Origin of the sequence: Actinoplanes sp. NPDC049668 (assembly GCF_044465445.1) — a bacterium.
GTDB lineage: Bacteria > Actinomycetota > Actinomycetes > Mycobacteriales > Micromonosporaceae > Actinoplanes.
In genome coordinates this window covers 217747-231975 of sequence record NZ_JBITLR010000010.1, presented here as the reverse complement: position 1 = coordinate 231975, position 14229 = coordinate 217747, and the positions used below count along the sequence as shown (strand labels likewise).

At 70.9% G+C, this 14229-nt stretch carries 12 protein-coding genes and 1 tRNA gene; 5 read left to right on the top strand and 8 right to left on the bottom strand.

The genetic code is table 11. The features are described from left to right. Window positions 1-159: 159 nt before the first annotated feature. Window positions 160-423 carry a cell division protein CrgA gene (locus tag ACIBSW_RS36920; RefSeq protein WP_354727314.1) on the bottom strand — a complete coding sequence of 88 codons (264 nt, stop codon included), beginning with the start codon at window positions 421-423 and terminating at the stop codon, window positions 160-162. Between the two features lie 170 nt (window positions 424-593). Here ACIBSW_RS36920 and ACIBSW_RS36915 point away from each other — a divergent pair, with 170 nt between their 5' ends. Genes ACIBSW_RS36915 through ACIBSW_RS36900 form a run of 4 tightly spaced genes read left to right on the top strand, consistent with a single transcriptional unit; the run spans window position 594 to window position 4755 of the window. Then, window positions 594-1403: a DUF881 domain-containing protein gene (locus tag ACIBSW_RS36915; RefSeq protein WP_354727312.1), complete on the top strand. Its 810-nt coding sequence runs from the start codon at window positions 594-596 to the stop codon at window positions 1401-1403. Next, window positions 1403-3802 (top strand): class E sortase, encoded by a 2400-nt coding sequence (locus ACIBSW_RS36910; protein WP_354727310.1) that lies wholly within the window; start codon window positions 1403-1405, stop codon window positions 3800-3802. Before ACIBSW_RS36915 ends, ACIBSW_RS36910 begins: the two co-directional genes overlap by 1 nt. A gap of 12 nt (window positions 3803-3814) precedes the next feature. Continuing rightward, on the top strand, window positions 3815-4096 hold the full coding sequence (locus ACIBSW_RS36905; protein WP_354727308.1) for a hypothetical protein: 282 nt from the start codon (window positions 3815-3817) through the stop codon (window positions 4094-4096). An 8-nt stretch (window positions 4097-4104) separates the two neighbouring features. Next, window positions 4105-4755 carry an aminodeoxychorismate/anthranilate synthase component II gene (locus tag ACIBSW_RS36900; protein ID WP_354727306.1) on the top strand — a complete coding sequence of 217 codons (651 nt, stop codon included), beginning with the start codon at window positions 4105-4107 and terminating at the stop codon, window positions 4753-4755. Window positions 4756-4829: 74 nt separating this feature from the next. On the opposite strand, the gene pknB is transcribed toward ACIBSW_RS36900, so the two are convergent. From pknB to ACIBSW_RS36865, 7 genes are all read right to left on the bottom strand, one after another. Continuing rightward, entirely contained in the window at window positions 4830-6626 is a 1797-nt protein-coding gene (pknB, locus tag ACIBSW_RS36895) for a Stk1 family PASTA domain-containing Ser/Thr kinase (RefSeq protein WP_354727304.1), read from the bottom strand. Beyond that, window positions 6623-7972 carry a protein kinase domain-containing protein gene (locus ACIBSW_RS36890; RefSeq protein ID WP_354727302.1) on the bottom strand — a complete coding sequence of 450 codons (1350 nt, stop codon included), beginning with the start codon at window positions 7970-7972 and terminating at the stop codon, window positions 6623-6625. The genes pknB and ACIBSW_RS36890 overlap by 4 nt, the downstream gene beginning before the upstream one ends. Window position 7973: 1 nt before the next feature. After that, window positions 7974-9476, bottom strand: a complete 1503-nt coding sequence (locus ACIBSW_RS36885; RefSeq protein WP_354727300.1) for a penicillin-binding transpeptidase domain-containing protein — start codon at window positions 9474-9476, stop codon at window positions 7974-7976. Then, window positions 9473-10864 (bottom strand): FtsW/RodA/SpoVE family cell cycle protein, encoded by a 1392-nt coding sequence (locus tag ACIBSW_RS36880; RefSeq protein ID WP_354727349.1) that lies wholly within the window; start codon window positions 10862-10864, stop codon window positions 9473-9475. The genes ACIBSW_RS36885 and ACIBSW_RS36880 overlap by 4 nt, the downstream gene beginning before the upstream one ends. Before the next feature lie 143 nt (window positions 10865-11007). Continuing rightward, on the bottom strand, window positions 11008-12435 hold the full coding sequence (locus ACIBSW_RS36875; RefSeq protein ID WP_354727298.1) for a protein phosphatase 2C domain-containing protein: 1428 nt from the start codon (window positions 12433-12435) through the stop codon (window positions 11008-11010). After that, window positions 12432-12914 carry an FHA domain-containing protein gene (locus ACIBSW_RS36870; RefSeq protein WP_184998272.1) on the bottom strand — a complete coding sequence of 161 codons (483 nt, stop codon included), beginning with the start codon at window positions 12912-12914 and terminating at the stop codon, window positions 12432-12434. Before ACIBSW_RS36870 ends, ACIBSW_RS36875 begins: the two co-directional genes overlap by 4 nt. Before the next feature lie 5 nt (window positions 12915-12919). Then, entirely contained in the window at window positions 12920-13705 is a 786-nt protein-coding gene (locus ACIBSW_RS36865) for a DUF3662 and FHA domain-containing protein (RefSeq protein WP_354727295.1), read from the bottom strand. 168 nt (window positions 13706-13873) lie between these two features. Between ACIBSW_RS36865 and ACIBSW_RS36860 the strand changes: the two genes are divergently transcribed. Next, a tRNA-Leu gene (locus ACIBSW_RS36860) sits at window positions 13874-13956 on the top strand. Window positions 13957-14229: the final 273 nt, after the last annotated feature.

Sequence of the window (14229 nt, the reverse complement as noted above, 5' to 3'; positions counted from 1 at the left end):
ACCCACGAGTAATCAGAATGCGCGCGGGTAACCCGGTCGTCTTTTCGGCTGCTCAGCCGAAAGCGCACCCCGCGCGGTTCTGGCGGCGGGGTGCGCTGTCGGACAAACCAGACGAAAGTCACGCTACCGCTTGAGGGACACCCTCGCGGCGTGCTTGCGTTACCGCCAGCGGGACAGGAGGCCCAGGGAGGCGACCATGCAGCCGAAGCCCACCAGGAGGTTCCAGTACTTCCAGGCCTCGACCGGGTACTGCTGCTCCGAGAGGTAATACACCACCAGCCAGGTGATGCCGAAGACGATTAACGCGACTGCCGTGACCGGCAGCCAGACCGGGCTCGGCTTCTTGGAAGCCGCCGCCGCGGCCGGACGAATGTCCGTCGGCGGGGTGTAGACCTTCTTCTTGCGAACCTGTGACTTCGGCACGGCGCTCTCCTGAGGGCAACAAGTGGTGAACAACCCACCCCTGAGCGGCTCCGGGGGACCCCGAAAGCTGCCCGTGGCGAATACTGTTCGATAGCTAGCGTAGTCAAGGCGGCGCGCGTACAGGCACCCGCCGGTGGGTTTTTCGGCCGAGCCGAGGGAGGACAACCGACGTGGAGTACACCACGGGGGCGCCCTCGTGGCGACTTGTCCTGCGACGAGCCCTCGGTGGGCTGCGTCCGAGGAGGCCGAGCCAGCGCCAGCGGGGCTGGTCGATCGCGGTCCCGTTGATCGGGCTCGCGGCCGGCCTGCTCTTCACGACCTCGGCCACGACGGCCGACGGCACGGCACTGCGCGACGACCGTAGACCCCAGTTGGCTCAGCTTATCGCCGACAAGCGGGCCCGGTTGGAAGACCGCGAGGAACGCGCCGCCAACCTGCGGGCGGCGGTCGACCAGGACGCCGCGAAACTCGCGGACGTGGACGAGCCGGTCAAGGCCGCCCGCGAACGCGCCGCCGCGATGCGGGGCGGCGCCGGCTTCACCGCGCTGCGCGGACCCGGCCTCACGGTCCGCCTGAACGACTCGCCGCAGCGCGCCACCGGCGGCGGAGCCGACGCGCCGGAGAACGACGACCTGGTCGTCCACCAGGGCGATGTACAGGCCGTGGTGAACGCATTGTGGGCCGGCGGGGCCGAGGCAATGTCGATCATGGATGTCCGCGTCATCTCCACGAGCGCGGTACGCTGTGTCGGCAACACGCTGCTGCTTCACGGTCAGGTCTTCTCGCCGCCCTTCAAGATCACAGCAATCGGCGAACCCACAGCGATGCATCAGGCGTTGGAGTCCGCAGAGGGAGTCCAGCAATTCCGGGCTGCTGTCGCCGATTTCGGCCTCGGCTATCAGGAAACCGTCGAGAGGAATGTGACTGTGCGGGCGTACGACGGGTCGAGTGACCTCCGATCCGCCGAGGTCACCGGCTGATGGGGACGTCGGACGCCCAGGAGGGCGCGGCGTACTCGGGACGGCGTCGCGCACCCGACGGTGACGCCCAGACGGCTTACATCCCCCGGATCGCCGACGCGTCGCCGAACGGCGTACCGGGCGGGCCCTTGGCGCCGCCTGGCGGCCACGGCGGGACGACGTCCTGGCCGGCGCCCCCGGCAACCGGCCCGGCCGATCCCGGCGGAAATCCGCCCCAGCCGGTCGAGGCGCCCGCGCCAGCCGACACCGCGGTCATCCGGACGGATTCGCCCGCCGCGCCCGGCATGGACCAGATGGTCGCGCGGGCCGCCGCCGCCGCGCGGGCCGCCGCGAAGGTCGACTTGCCCCCCGCACTTCCGAGCGCCGCGTCCCGGCCGGCCGGATCCGCCGCTGCCCCACTCACCGCGGCGGCCGCCTCGCTCGGGCCCGGCCCCGCCGCGCCGCCGGCACCCGGCGCCGGCAATGCGTTCGACTTCTTCGGTTCCGCGGCCGGGGAATCCCCGGCCGCGACCCGGCAGCCCCAGGCCGATCCCGCGACCCCCGCCGCGTTTGCTCCACCGCCCGCCGTCGACGGGCGAACGGCGAACGGCGCGGAGGCGAGGTCCGCCGCCGCGGGACTGCCGGCCAACGGCCGCACCCAGGCCGCCTCCTGGGCTCCTCAGCCCGCCGACAGCCACCCGCGGGCGAACGCGGATCCCCAGAACCCACCCGGCGACATCCGCACGCGGACGAGCAGCGACCCAACCGGCGACGGCCGCACGTGGGCGAGTAGCGACCCGCAGAACCCACCCGGCGACGGCCGCAGGTGGACGAGCGGCGATCCACAGGACCCGACCGGCGACAACCGCGCATGGGCGAACGGCGAACCGCAGAACTCGCCCGGCTACGCACGTACCGGTGGCGAGTCGCGGTCCGCGGGCGGATTCGGCGCCCTGCCGGACGGCCGCACGCCGAACGATGTCCCGCGGCCGGCCCCGGGCCGGGACGCTCTGCCCCCCGACCCCGCCGACGTCTACCGCCGGCCGGCAACGGACGGCGCCGGCCCAAGGCCGGCTCCCGGCGGATACGGACGCTACGGCGACACCCCGCCGAGCCCTCGCGGTGATTCGCGGCCGAGCGACGGCGCCGTGGTCGGTGCCGCTCCCGGCCACCTGGCCGACAGCGTCCGCGGCGATGCCGCCGATCGCCGGCCGGCCGGCGCCTTCCCGCCCGGCCATGACGACTCCCGGGACATGCCGCGGCGCCGCGACGCGGCCGCCTACGACGACCGCGCGGCCGCCGCGTACGGTGCGCGGCCGCCGATCGACGACCGGTCCGTCGGCCTCGGCCCGGCCGGGCGCAGGGGCGGCATCGCGCAACCCGCGCCCCGCGGCCACGAGCCCGCCGCGCCGGGCCAGGACCCGGCGGCCACCGCGATCATCCGCACCGCAGACGCCCCGACCGGGCTGCTCCCCTCCGTCCGGCCCAAGGTCGGCGCCCGCCCGGCGTCGGAGGTGGGCGGGCCGCTGCGCACGCCCTTGCCACCCGGGCCCGGCGACAAGGGTGCCGCCTCGGTCGCCGCGGCAGCGGCCGCGGCGGCCGCCGATCCCGGCGACCCTCCGGGCGACGACGAGGCCGACAAGCCCCGGCGCGGGGAAAAAGTGGTCAAGCTGCGACCCGAACAGACGGACGAGGGCTACAAGAGCGTGTACTCCGAGTTGACCCGCCCCACGCTGGGCTCGCGTATCCGGGCCGGCGTGCGGGTATCCGGCGAATTGATGATCACCTTCGGACTGGTCGTGCTGCTCTTCGCCGGCTACCAGGTGTTCGGCAACTCCGCCAAGGTCGAGAACGAGCAGGACACCCTCGCCAACCAGCTCGACGACGAGTGGAACGACCCGACCGTCGCGCCCTCCGAGAAGCCGGTCAAGGCCCCGGCCGCGCCCGGCAAGAACCTGGTCGGGCGGCTCTACATCCCCAAGCTCGGCATGGAGTGGGTCGTCGTCAACGGCGTGCGACCGCAGGACATCCGGTACGCGCCCGGGCACTACCCGGACACCGCCGACCCTGGGGAGGTCGGTAACTTCTCGGTGGCCGGCCACCGAATCCGCAAGATCTTCTGGCGGCTGGACGAGCTGCGCCCCGGCGACGTGATCGGGGTCGAGACCCGGTCGAACTGGTACGTGTACAAGGTCAGCCGCAGCGAGGTCGTGAAGCCCTCCGCCGTTGAGGTGGTGGCGCCGGTGCCGGGCAAGCCGAACGCCAAGGCGACCGAGGCGATGCTGACGCTGACCACCTGCAACCCGAAGTTCAACAACTACCAGCGCCTCGTGGTGCACGCCGTGCTCGTCGACACGGTCAAGCGCGACGCCGCGCTGCCCGGCGCCGGCAAGCCGGACGAGATGAAGAAGAAGGCGTAGGGAGGGCTCGCGATGTATGCCTGGATCTGGCGCAAGCTGCCCTTCGGCCTGTGGGGCCGACTCACCGGCTCCCTCGTGCTGGTCACGATCGTCGGCGCACTGCTCTGGTACGTCATCTTCCCGTGGGCGACGCCGCTGCTGCCGTTCGACGACGTGCAGGTCGGCACCGGCACCGAGCAGGGCGGGCCGGCCGGACGGGATCCGAACGCGGTGACCCCCGACGACGCCGACCTCGGCCCGGACGAGATTCCCTACAACGAGCACACGAACGATCCCGAACCGACTGCCAGCTAGGTGACCACGTGCGCATCCTCGTGATCGACAATTACGACTCGTTCGTCTTCAACCTCGTGCAGTACCTCGGTCAGCTCGGCGCCGAGTGCGAGGTGCGGCGCAACGACGAGATCACGGTGGCCGACGTCGGCGGCTTCGGCGCCGCGGGGGTCCTGCTCTCCCCCGGACCGGGTACGCCGGACCGCGCCGGGATCATGATGGACGTCATCTCCGAGTACGCGGGAAAGCTGCCGATGTTCGGCGTCTGCCTCGGCCATCAGGCGATCGGCGCGGCGTTCGGCGGCACCGTGACGCGGGCACCGGAGCTGCTGCACGGCAAGACCTCCGCGGTCCGGCACAAGGGCATGGGCGTGCTGGCGGGCCTGCCGGACCCGTTCACGGCGACCCGCTACCACTCGCTGGCCGTGCTGCCCGAGACGCTGCCCGACGAGATCGAGGTCACCGGCTGGACCGAGTCCGGCGTGGTCATGGCGATGCGCCACCGGACGCTGCCGATCGAGGGCGTCCAGTTCCACCCGGAGTCGGTCCTGACCGAGGGCGGTCACACCATGCTGGCGAACTGGCTGGCCTCCTGCGGCCTGCCGGAGGCGCTCGACCGGGCGCCGGCACTCGCCGCCGAGGTGGAGACCCGCCGCCGCTCGGCGTTCGCAACCGCCTGACCCACACCGCGCCCGACGAAGACGAGGGCCCGGCCGCCACTCGGCGACCGGGCCCTCGTGCTGCCTGGCTGTGATCAGTTGCCGAACAGGCCACCGACCGAGTTGCCGTCCACGGTGCCGCCGCCGTCGCCGCCCGGCGGGGTCGGCGTGCTCGGGTCCGGCGTGCCGGTGTCGTCCGGGTCCGGCTCGGCGATGACGGTCAGCGTGATCTCGGTGTTCTTGGACTTCTTCGAGCCCCCGCCCGGGGTCTGCGCGACCACGGTCCCCGGCGTGCCCTCCTGGTCCGACGTCTGGATATTGATGTTGTTGAAGCCCTTGCTCTGAAGCAGCGCCTTGGCCACTTCCTCGCTCCGGTTGACGACATCAGGAACCTCGAAGAGGTTGCCCCTCGAGATCTCCACCGTGATGGTGGAGCCGGGCTCGACCTGCTGCCCCTCCTTCTCGACCTTGAGCACCTGGCCGGCCGGCGCGGCGTCGCTGACCTCCTTGAACTCCGCCTCGAGTCTGGCTTCCTCGAGCGCGGCCTTCGCATCGTTACGGCTACGACCCACAAGATCGCCCGGTACCCGGGTCAGCTTGGGGCTGCTGCACATGCTGATGGTCACGGTCTGGTCGACCGGCAGCGACGTGTTCTCCTCCGGAGACTGCTCCGCGACCGTGTCCTCGCAGTCCTTGGTCTCAACCGGCGTGCCGAGAGCCACGTTTTCGAAGCCTGCGTCCAGGAGCTTCTTGCGGGCGTTGCTCTCCGACAGCCCGACGACCTCCGGCACCGGCTTGGACACCGCCTGCTGGGGCTCCTTGTCGTTGTTCGCCAGGATCAGACCGATGCCCAGCGCCACGACGGCGAGCACGCCCAGCGCGGCGAGCACGGCCATCACCCAGGACGACGTCCGGCGATCCTGCTGCTGCGGACCGCGCGGGCCGCCGGCCGGGATCGCCCGGGTCATCGCCGTCTGCTGGCGCGTCGGCGCGCCGGACATCGCCATCGTCTCGGCCTCGGACATCACCGGGGTCGCCATCACCGGGCGGCCCGAGACCGCGCGCAGCGCGTCGGCACGCATCTCCTGCGCGCTCTGGTAGCGGTTCAGCGGGTTCTTCGCCAGGGCCTTCAGCACGATCGCGTCGACGTCCGGCGGTACCTCGCGGTTGATGTCGCTCGGCGCCCTCGGGTCCTCGCGGACGTGCTGGTAGGCGACGCTGACCGGGCTGTCACCGACGAACGGCGGGTGCCCGACCATGAGCTCGAAGAGCACGCAACCGGCGGCGTAGACGTCGGAGCGGGCGTCGACGGACTCACCGCGGGCCTGCTCCGGCGACAGGTACTGCGCCGTGCCGATGACGGCGCTGGTCTGCGTCATCGTGGTGGCACCGCTGGCCAGGGCCCGCGCGATGCCGAAGTCCATCACCTTGACCTGGCCGTTCTGCGTGATCATCACGTTGCCGGGCTTGATGTCGCGGTGGATGATGCCGTGCCGGTGGCTGAACTCCAGCGCGGCGCAGATGTCCGCGGTCATCTCCAGGGCGCGGCGCGGCTGGATGCGCTGCTCGGCGGCGAGGACCTCCTTGAGGGTCCGGCCGTTGACGAACTCCATCACGATGAACGGCAGCTTCTCGCCGGTCGACGACACCTCTTCTCCGGTGTCGTAGACGGCGACGATCGCCGGGTGGTTCAGCGCGGCGGAGTTCTGTGCCTCACGGCGGAACCGCTCCTGGAACGTGGCGTCCCGGGCGAGGTCGGTGCGCAGCATCTTGATGGCTACGTCGCGGCCGAGGCGAAGGTCGCGGCCTTTGTGCACCTCTGCCATACCGCCATAGCCGAGCAGCTCGCCGACCTGGTACCTGCCACCGAGCAGGCGGGCCTGCGCCGTCATAGCGTCTGTCGTCCTTCGGTCGCGTGTTTCAGGCTGCCCGGAACGGCAGCCTGCTTCGGAAGACGGTACGACGCCACCGGCGCCCCTTGTGCGGCGGAGCCCGCCCCGGCGATCGTGGGCCGCTCGCCCAGGGCGCCTATCGCACCGGCATTGCCCTGTTTAAGGAGGAACGAGATGACGCCGGCGCAGAGCAGGACCAGCAGTGCGAGGACCACGGCCAGCACGATCAGCACCTGCCGACTGCCGGAACCCTGGGGCTTGCCGCCCTGCATCGGGTGTTGCTGCATCGGCGGCGCCGACGGGTGCCGGTAGGGCTGCTGTGCCGGCGGCACCGAGGCCGCCCCGCGCGCCTGACCGCCCGAGACCGGGCGGGGGATCGGCGGATAGGGCGGTCGGGCCTGGCCGGAGACCGGATGTCCGGGCGGGCCCGAGGCCGGCGCGCCCGAGTGCGGCCGGTTCATCGCCGGCCCGGCCGGCTGCGGGTGCCCGTGGCCGGAGCCGTTGACGGCCTGCTGATTGATCTGAGTGGTCAGGGACGAGGCGGCCTGCCGGGCCACGGCGGCCATCGCCGACGCGGTGGGCCAGCGCGCACCCGGGTCCTTGGCCAGCGCCCGGTCGACGATCGCACGGACCGCCGGCGGGATGTCGGCGGGCAGCGGCCGCGGCGTGTCCCGGACGTGCTTCATGGCGATCTCGATCGGCGTCGAGCCGTCGAAGGGCCGGTGTCCGGACAGGCACTGGTATGCGACCACGCCGAGAGCGTAGACATCGGAGGCCGCCGTGGCGACCGCTCCGGAGGCCTGCTCGGGTGAGATGTACGACGCCGTGCCCAGCACCGAGCCGGCCACGGTCAGCTGGCCGACCAGCGCGGACCGGGCGATGCCGAAGTCGGTGAGCACCAGCGTGCCGTTCGGGCGCACCAGCAGGTTGCCGGGCTTGACGTCGCGGTGCACGATGCCGTTCGCGTGCGCGGCCTGCAGCGCGTCCGCGGCCTGCGCGACCAGCGCCATCGTGCGCGCCGGGGTGAGCCGGCCGACCCGGCTCAGGGTGCGCGAGAGGGCGTCGCCCTCCACGTACTCCATGACCAGGAACGCGAGCTGCTGGTCGCTGCCGTAGTCGTAGACGTCGACCACGCCGGGGTGGTTGATGGTGGCCATGGTCCGGGCCTCGCCGCGGAAGCGCTCGGCGAAGCCGGGCTCGTCCAGCAGGGCCGGTAGCAGAATCTTGACGGCGACCGTCCGGCCCAGCACCTCGTCGGTGCCGCGCCACACGTCGCCCATGCCGCCTCCGGCGATCCGCTCGTCCAAGCGGTACCGGCCGCCGAGGGTGACCCCAGGGCTGATCATCTCAGTCCCCTCCCCGGCCCGCCGCGGCCTTCATGATGAGCCCCGCGATCCGGGCCGCCTCGGCGCTCGCGTGACCGCCGGGCACGTTCTCCAGCATGACGCAGACCGCCGACACCGCCTCGCCCTTGTCGTTGAAGGCGAATCCGATGAACCATCCGTGGTCGTCGGCCCCGACCGCGTTCTGCGCCGTGCCGGTCTTGCCGCCGACCTGGAAGCCGTCGATCTGCGCCGCCTTGCCGGTGCCGTTCTCGACGACGCTGACCATCATGTCCTTGAGGTCGCTCGCGACGTCACCGTCGATCGGCGTGCGCAGCGTCTGCGAGCTGGCGTTGTATATCGGCCGCCGGTCGGGGCTGAGCAGCTGCTGCACCAGGTACGGCCGCATCTGTCGCCCGCCGTTGGCGACCGTCGCCGCGATCAGCGCGCCCTCCATCGTCGTCATCCGGACGTCCTTCTGCCCGATCGACGACTGGGCGAGCGCGGCCTGGTCGACGCTGCCGTCCGGGTTGGCCATGGCGCCGGTGTGGCTGGCCGCGACCGGCAGGCCCGAGCCCTCCAGGTTCCCGACCGTCAGGTCCTCCTGCTCGAAGCCCCACGCCTGCGCGGTCTTCATCACCTTGTCGCGGCCGAGCTCGACGCCGAGCTGCGCGAAGCCGGTGTTGCAGCTGTCGGTCAGCGCCTCCTCGAGGGTGACCTTCGAACCGGGGCAGGTCTCCGCTTCCGAGTTCTTGATCGGAGCGCCGGAGCCGGGCGCGGTGTAGGTGGAGCCGGCCGGGATCTCGGTGCTCTTCTCGTAGCCCTCCTGCAGCGCGGCCGCCGAGATGAGGACCTTGAAGGTGGAGCCGGGCGGGTAGGTCTCGGACAGCGCGCGGTTCAGCAGCGGCTTGTCCTTGTCCTCGTTCAGCTTCTTGTACTCCGCCGCGGCCGCCTCGGTGTCGTGGCTGACCAGCGGGTTCGGATCGAAGGTCGGGAACGACACCAGCGCCTGCACGGCGCCGGTACGCGGGTCGATCGCCACCGCGGAGCCCTTCTTGGCGCCGCGCTCGTTGTTGGTGACCTGCTTGTAGGCCGTCTCCTGGGCCTTGGGCTTGACCGACAGCACGACGTTGCCGCCGCCGGCGTTGTCGCCGGTGAACATCGCGCTGACCCGGTCGGCGAAGAGCTTGTCGCTGGCGCCGGAGAGGAACTCGTTCTCGCTGCGCTCGATGCCGACCTCGGCGATGTTGACCGGCTTGTAGCCGATGATCGGCGCGTAGAGCTTCTTCTCCGGGTACACCCGCAGGAACTTCAGCGTGCCCTCGGTCGCCTTGTTGATCGCGAGGCCCTGGCCGCCGACCTCGATGACGCCGCGCGGCACCTGGTACTCGGCGACCCGGACGCGGCCGTTGTAGTCGCTGGTGCGGTAGTCGTCGGCCTTGTAGCCCTGCACCCAGTTCAGGTTGGCGAAGAGCAGGCCGAAGAGCACGAGGATGACCACGCCGGCCTTGCGCAGAGGTGCGTTCACGGCCTGATCACCTCCGTCATGGCGCCGTGCAGCTGGGCGGGCGGTTGCTTCGGTACCCCGGGCGATGCCGCCGGGCCGCCGGTCGTCGGCCGGCGCGCGGCGTCGGAGATCCGCAGCAGCATCGCGATGAGCAGCCAGTTCGCCATCAGCGACGAACCGCCGGAGGACAGGAACGGCGTGGTCTGACCAGTCAGCGGGATCAGCCCGGTGATGCCACCAAGGATGACGAAGACCTGCAAGCCCAGGGTGAACGCGAGGCCGCCGGCGACCAGCTTGCCGAACGAGTCGCGTACCGCAAGGGCCGTCCGCAGGCCGCGCTCGACGATCAGCAGGTAGCAGATCAGCAGGGCGGAGAGGCCGAACAGGCCGATCTCCTCGCCCATGCCGGCGAAGATGAAGTCGTTGCGCACCTCGGGCACGAAGCCCGGCGAGCCGGCGCCGGGCCCGGTGCCGAACAGGCCGCCCGTGCCGAGCCCGAGCAGGCCCTGCACCAGCTGATAGCTGCCGCCGACCCGCTCGTAGTTCTCCGCGGCGAACGGGTCGAGCCAGACCGTCGCGCGGTCGTAGAAGTTGGCGAACGGCCCGCCGACCGCGGCGCCCAGCAGGTACGCCAGGTAGACGCCGCCGAAGAACATGACCAGGCCGATGATCAGCCAGCTGGCCCGCTCGGTGGCGACGTAGAGGGTCACGACGAACAGGCCGAAGTAGAGCAGCGCCGTGCCGAGGTCCTTCTCGAACACCAGGACCAGCAGCGAGAGCAGCCACACCGTGATGACCGGGCCGAGGTCGCGGCCGCGGGGGAAGTCGATGCCGAGGAAGCGGCGGCTGGCCAGCGACAGCACCTCGCGCTTGCGGACCAGGTAATAGGCGAAGAAGGAGACCAGGGCCAGCTTCGCGAACTCGCCGGGCTGGATCGTGAAGGCGCCCATCTTGATCCACAGCTTGGCGCCGTTGATCTCGGAGAGGCTGCTGGGCAGCACCGCCGGGATCATCACCAGCACGATGCCGACCAGGCCCAGCGTGTACGCGTACCGCGAGACGGTCTTGTGGTCCCGCACGACCAGCAGCAGGATCGCCGCCAGCACCACCGCCACCAGCGTCCAGGCGAGCTGGCGGCCGCCGACGCCGGCGAAGTAGCCGGGCACCGGGTCCTTGTCCGCGATGGACTTGGCGATGTCGAGGCGGCGCAGGAAGCCGACGCCCAGGCCGTTGATCAGCGCAACGGCGGGGATCAGGACCGGGTCCGCGTACGGCGCCACGTAGCGGACCACCAGGTGCAGACCGAGGAAGAGCACGCTCAGCAGCGCCGCCGGCACCCAGAAGGTCGGCGTGATCTCGCCGAACTGGTTGGCCTCGACCGTCGCCCCGTACAGGGCGACGATCGCCATCGCGAAGGCGAGCAGCCCCAGCTCGGCGTTGCGGCCCGTCTTCTGGCCCGGGACACGCGGCAGCTCACCCGTGGGAGCGGGTGTGGGAGCCGGTACGGCGGGCGCGGTCAAGAAGGAGTCCCCAGACTTCGGTGGGCGGACGCTCAGTCGACGGGTCGGCACCCGACCGGGTCGATGACCGGCGGGGCAGAGTCCGAAGGCGGGGCGTCCGGCGTGGTGGCAGGCGCGAGCGCCGGCGCCGAAAAGGGTGTGTTCCGGCCGGGAGACGAGGTCTTCCCTGCCGCGGACGGTGAGCCGGACGGAATCACCGGCTGCGTCACCGTCGGCGCGGGGCTGCTCGGCGAGCAGATCGGCTTCAGGTTCGGGTTGGACGGCTCATCGCTGGTGAGCTCGGCCAGCCGGCGGCGCGCGTCGGGCTGGCTGTCCGCGTGGATGCCCTCCTTGACCCGGGCCTGCGCGACCAGGGTGAGGTCGTCCAGGCGGGCCGGGCTGGTCTCGTTGACGCTCGACAGGTCGAGGCCGGCGATCTGACCGGGCACGCCACGGTAGATCGCGAGCTGGCCCTGCGGTGTCGCGCCGACGTAGTACTGCTTCTGGGTGTATTGCCAGCCCAGATAGAGGCCGCCGCCGAGCATGCCGAGCAGCAGGAGCACCAGCAGGCTGGTCCGGACCGGGTGCTGCCGGGGCTGATCCGGCTCGTCACGCTCGTACGCCGTGCCCTCGGGCTGCGCGGGCCGCGGCGGCGCCTGCAGGGCGGCCGCGCGGGCCGCCGCGCTGGAGGAGTCCGCCACCGTCGAGTTGCCGCGGTCGCGGGCGGCCGCGCCGCCGACGATCGGTGCCTGCTCCATTATGTCGGCGTCGGTCGCATCGGCGATCACCACGGTGATGTTGTCCGGGCCGCCGCCGCGGAGCGCGAGCTGCACGAGCCGCTCGACGCAGGCCTGCGGATCCGGGATGTCCCGCATGCTCTCGTCGATGGTCTCGGCGCTGACGACGCCGGAGAGGCCGTCGCTGCAGATGAGATAGCGGTCGCCCTTGAGGACCTGGCGGACCGAGTACTCCGGGTCGATGTCCCGGCCGTCGAGCGCGCGGGTCAGCAGCGACCGCTGCGGGTGGCTGCTCGCCTCCTCCGGACTGATCCGGCCCTCGTCGACCAGCATCTGTACGTAGGTGTCGTCCTTGGTGATCTGCGAGAACTCACCCTGGCGCAGCATGTAGGCGCGCGAGTCGCCGATGTGCACCATGCCGATCTTGCTGCCGGAGAAGAGCACCGCGGTCAGCGTGGTGCCCATCCCCTCCAGGTGCGGATTGGCGTCGACGGTGTCACGCAGGGTCTGGTTGGCCGCGCCCACCGCGTGACGAAGGGCGTCGACCAGCGCATCGCCGGGTACGTCCTCGTCGAGCGGGGCCATGGCCGCGATGACGATGTTGCTGGCGACGTCACCGGCGGCCATGCCGCCCATGCCGTCGGCGACGGCAAGGAGCCGCGGTCCGGCGTAGACGGAGTCTTGGTTTCCGTCTCGGATCAGACCGCGGTCGCTTTGGGCGGCGTAGCGCAGGGTCAGGGTCATGGCCGTAACTCAAGTGAAGTGCGGCCGATCCGGATCGGCACGCCAAGGGGGACGGGAGTAGGTCCGGAGACCTTACCGCGATCGAGATAGGTGCCGTTCGTCGAGCCGAGGTCCTCCACGAACCACTGGCCGTCCCGCGGCACGAGCCGGGCGTGTCGAGCCGACGCGAAGTCATCCGTGATGACCAGCGTCGAGTCCTCCGCCCGTCCGATAGTGATCTGAGCCTCACCGAGCGTGATCCTGGTGCCGGCCAGCTGACCGGCGGTCACGACGAGTTGCCGCGCCGCCTTGCCACGCTTCGCCTTCGCCGGCCGGCCCTGCATCACCGCGCCACCCACGCCTCGTGGGCTGGCGACGATGCTCTTGGACCGGACGCCGGCGAAGAGGTCCTTACGGATGACTCCCACCACTGTGAACACAAAGATCCACAGCAGGACCAGGAAGCCGAACCGGGCGACGGTGAGGACGAATTCTGGCAAGGTGCCTAGCCGTCCACTCGGAACGTAAGCGTGGTCGTGCCCAGCTGGATCATGTCGCCCGGGTTGAGAGCCACGGCCGACACGCGCTGGCCGTTGACCATCGTGCCGTTCGTCGAACCCAGGTCCGTCAGCACGACCTGATTGCCGTCGTAGTCCAGCCGGGCGTGCCGGCGGGAGATGCCGACGTCCGGCAGGCGCAGATTCGCCTGGTCGCCGCGCCCTATCACCGTCGAGCCCATCTGCAGCGGGTAGGTGCGCCCGTCGCCGGACACCAGGCCGACACTGCGGCCGTTGTGCCCATGCTGCTGGTAACCACCCTGCTGCTGCTGGTCATACGGCGAGTACGCCGGCGCCGCGTCGTAGGCAGGCTGCTGCACCGGGGCGACCTCGCCGCCGGTGTACACCTCCGCCGTGACCCGGAACATGCCGGTATCGAGCCCGTCGCCGCGCTCGATCTCCACGATGACATCGCCGTAGACCGTCCAGGCCTGCTCGCCGATGAACTCGGCCTGTGACTGGGCCAACTCCTGGGCCAGCGCGGCGGCGTACGGCGCCAACCTGCTGTGGTCGTACGGGGAGAGATCGATCACGTAGCGGTTGGGTACCAAGGTACGACCGCCGGCGAGGATGGCCTTGTGCGCCTCGGCCTCCCGCTGCATTGCATTCAGAATCTCCACCGGGTGTACGACACCCTTGAACACCTTCGCAAAGGCCCCCTCGACCAGGCCTTCCAACCGCTTCTCAAAGCGCTGCAGCACGCTCACCGGCTCCTCCTCGGGTTCCGAGGACATGATGGTATCCGGCCGCCGCTTCCGCATCTCTACGCAGAGCAGCCGGTCGCTCCTGACCCTCGTATTGCAACCCCTGACGCCGTGCTAGTCTTCCCTGGCGTCACGGGCAGTATCTGCTCGCGGTGTAACGAGGGACAGCGTAGTCTGTTCCGGCTAATTGAATGCCACGGGGATGTGGCGGAATGGCAGACGCGCACGGTTCAGGTCCGTGTGTCCGAAAGGACGTGGGGGTTCAACTCCCCCCATCCCCACGATCACCTGCTCGCCCTCTGTCCGCGGAAAGCGCGGACCGAGGGCGATCGTCATTCCTGCTCCGGGGGCCGAGCCCCCGGAGGCCCCGCGCTGTAGTGGGCGCGCGGGGCGGGTCGGTTGCGCGGTGCCTACTTACGCGCAGCGTGTCGGTCACCCGGAGTCTGGTCACGCGAAGCGGATCGGTTGCGCGGTGCCTACTTACGCGCAGCGTGTCGGTTCAGCGGTGCCTACCAACGCGCAGTGTGTCGGTCACACGCAGCCTGGTTACTCGC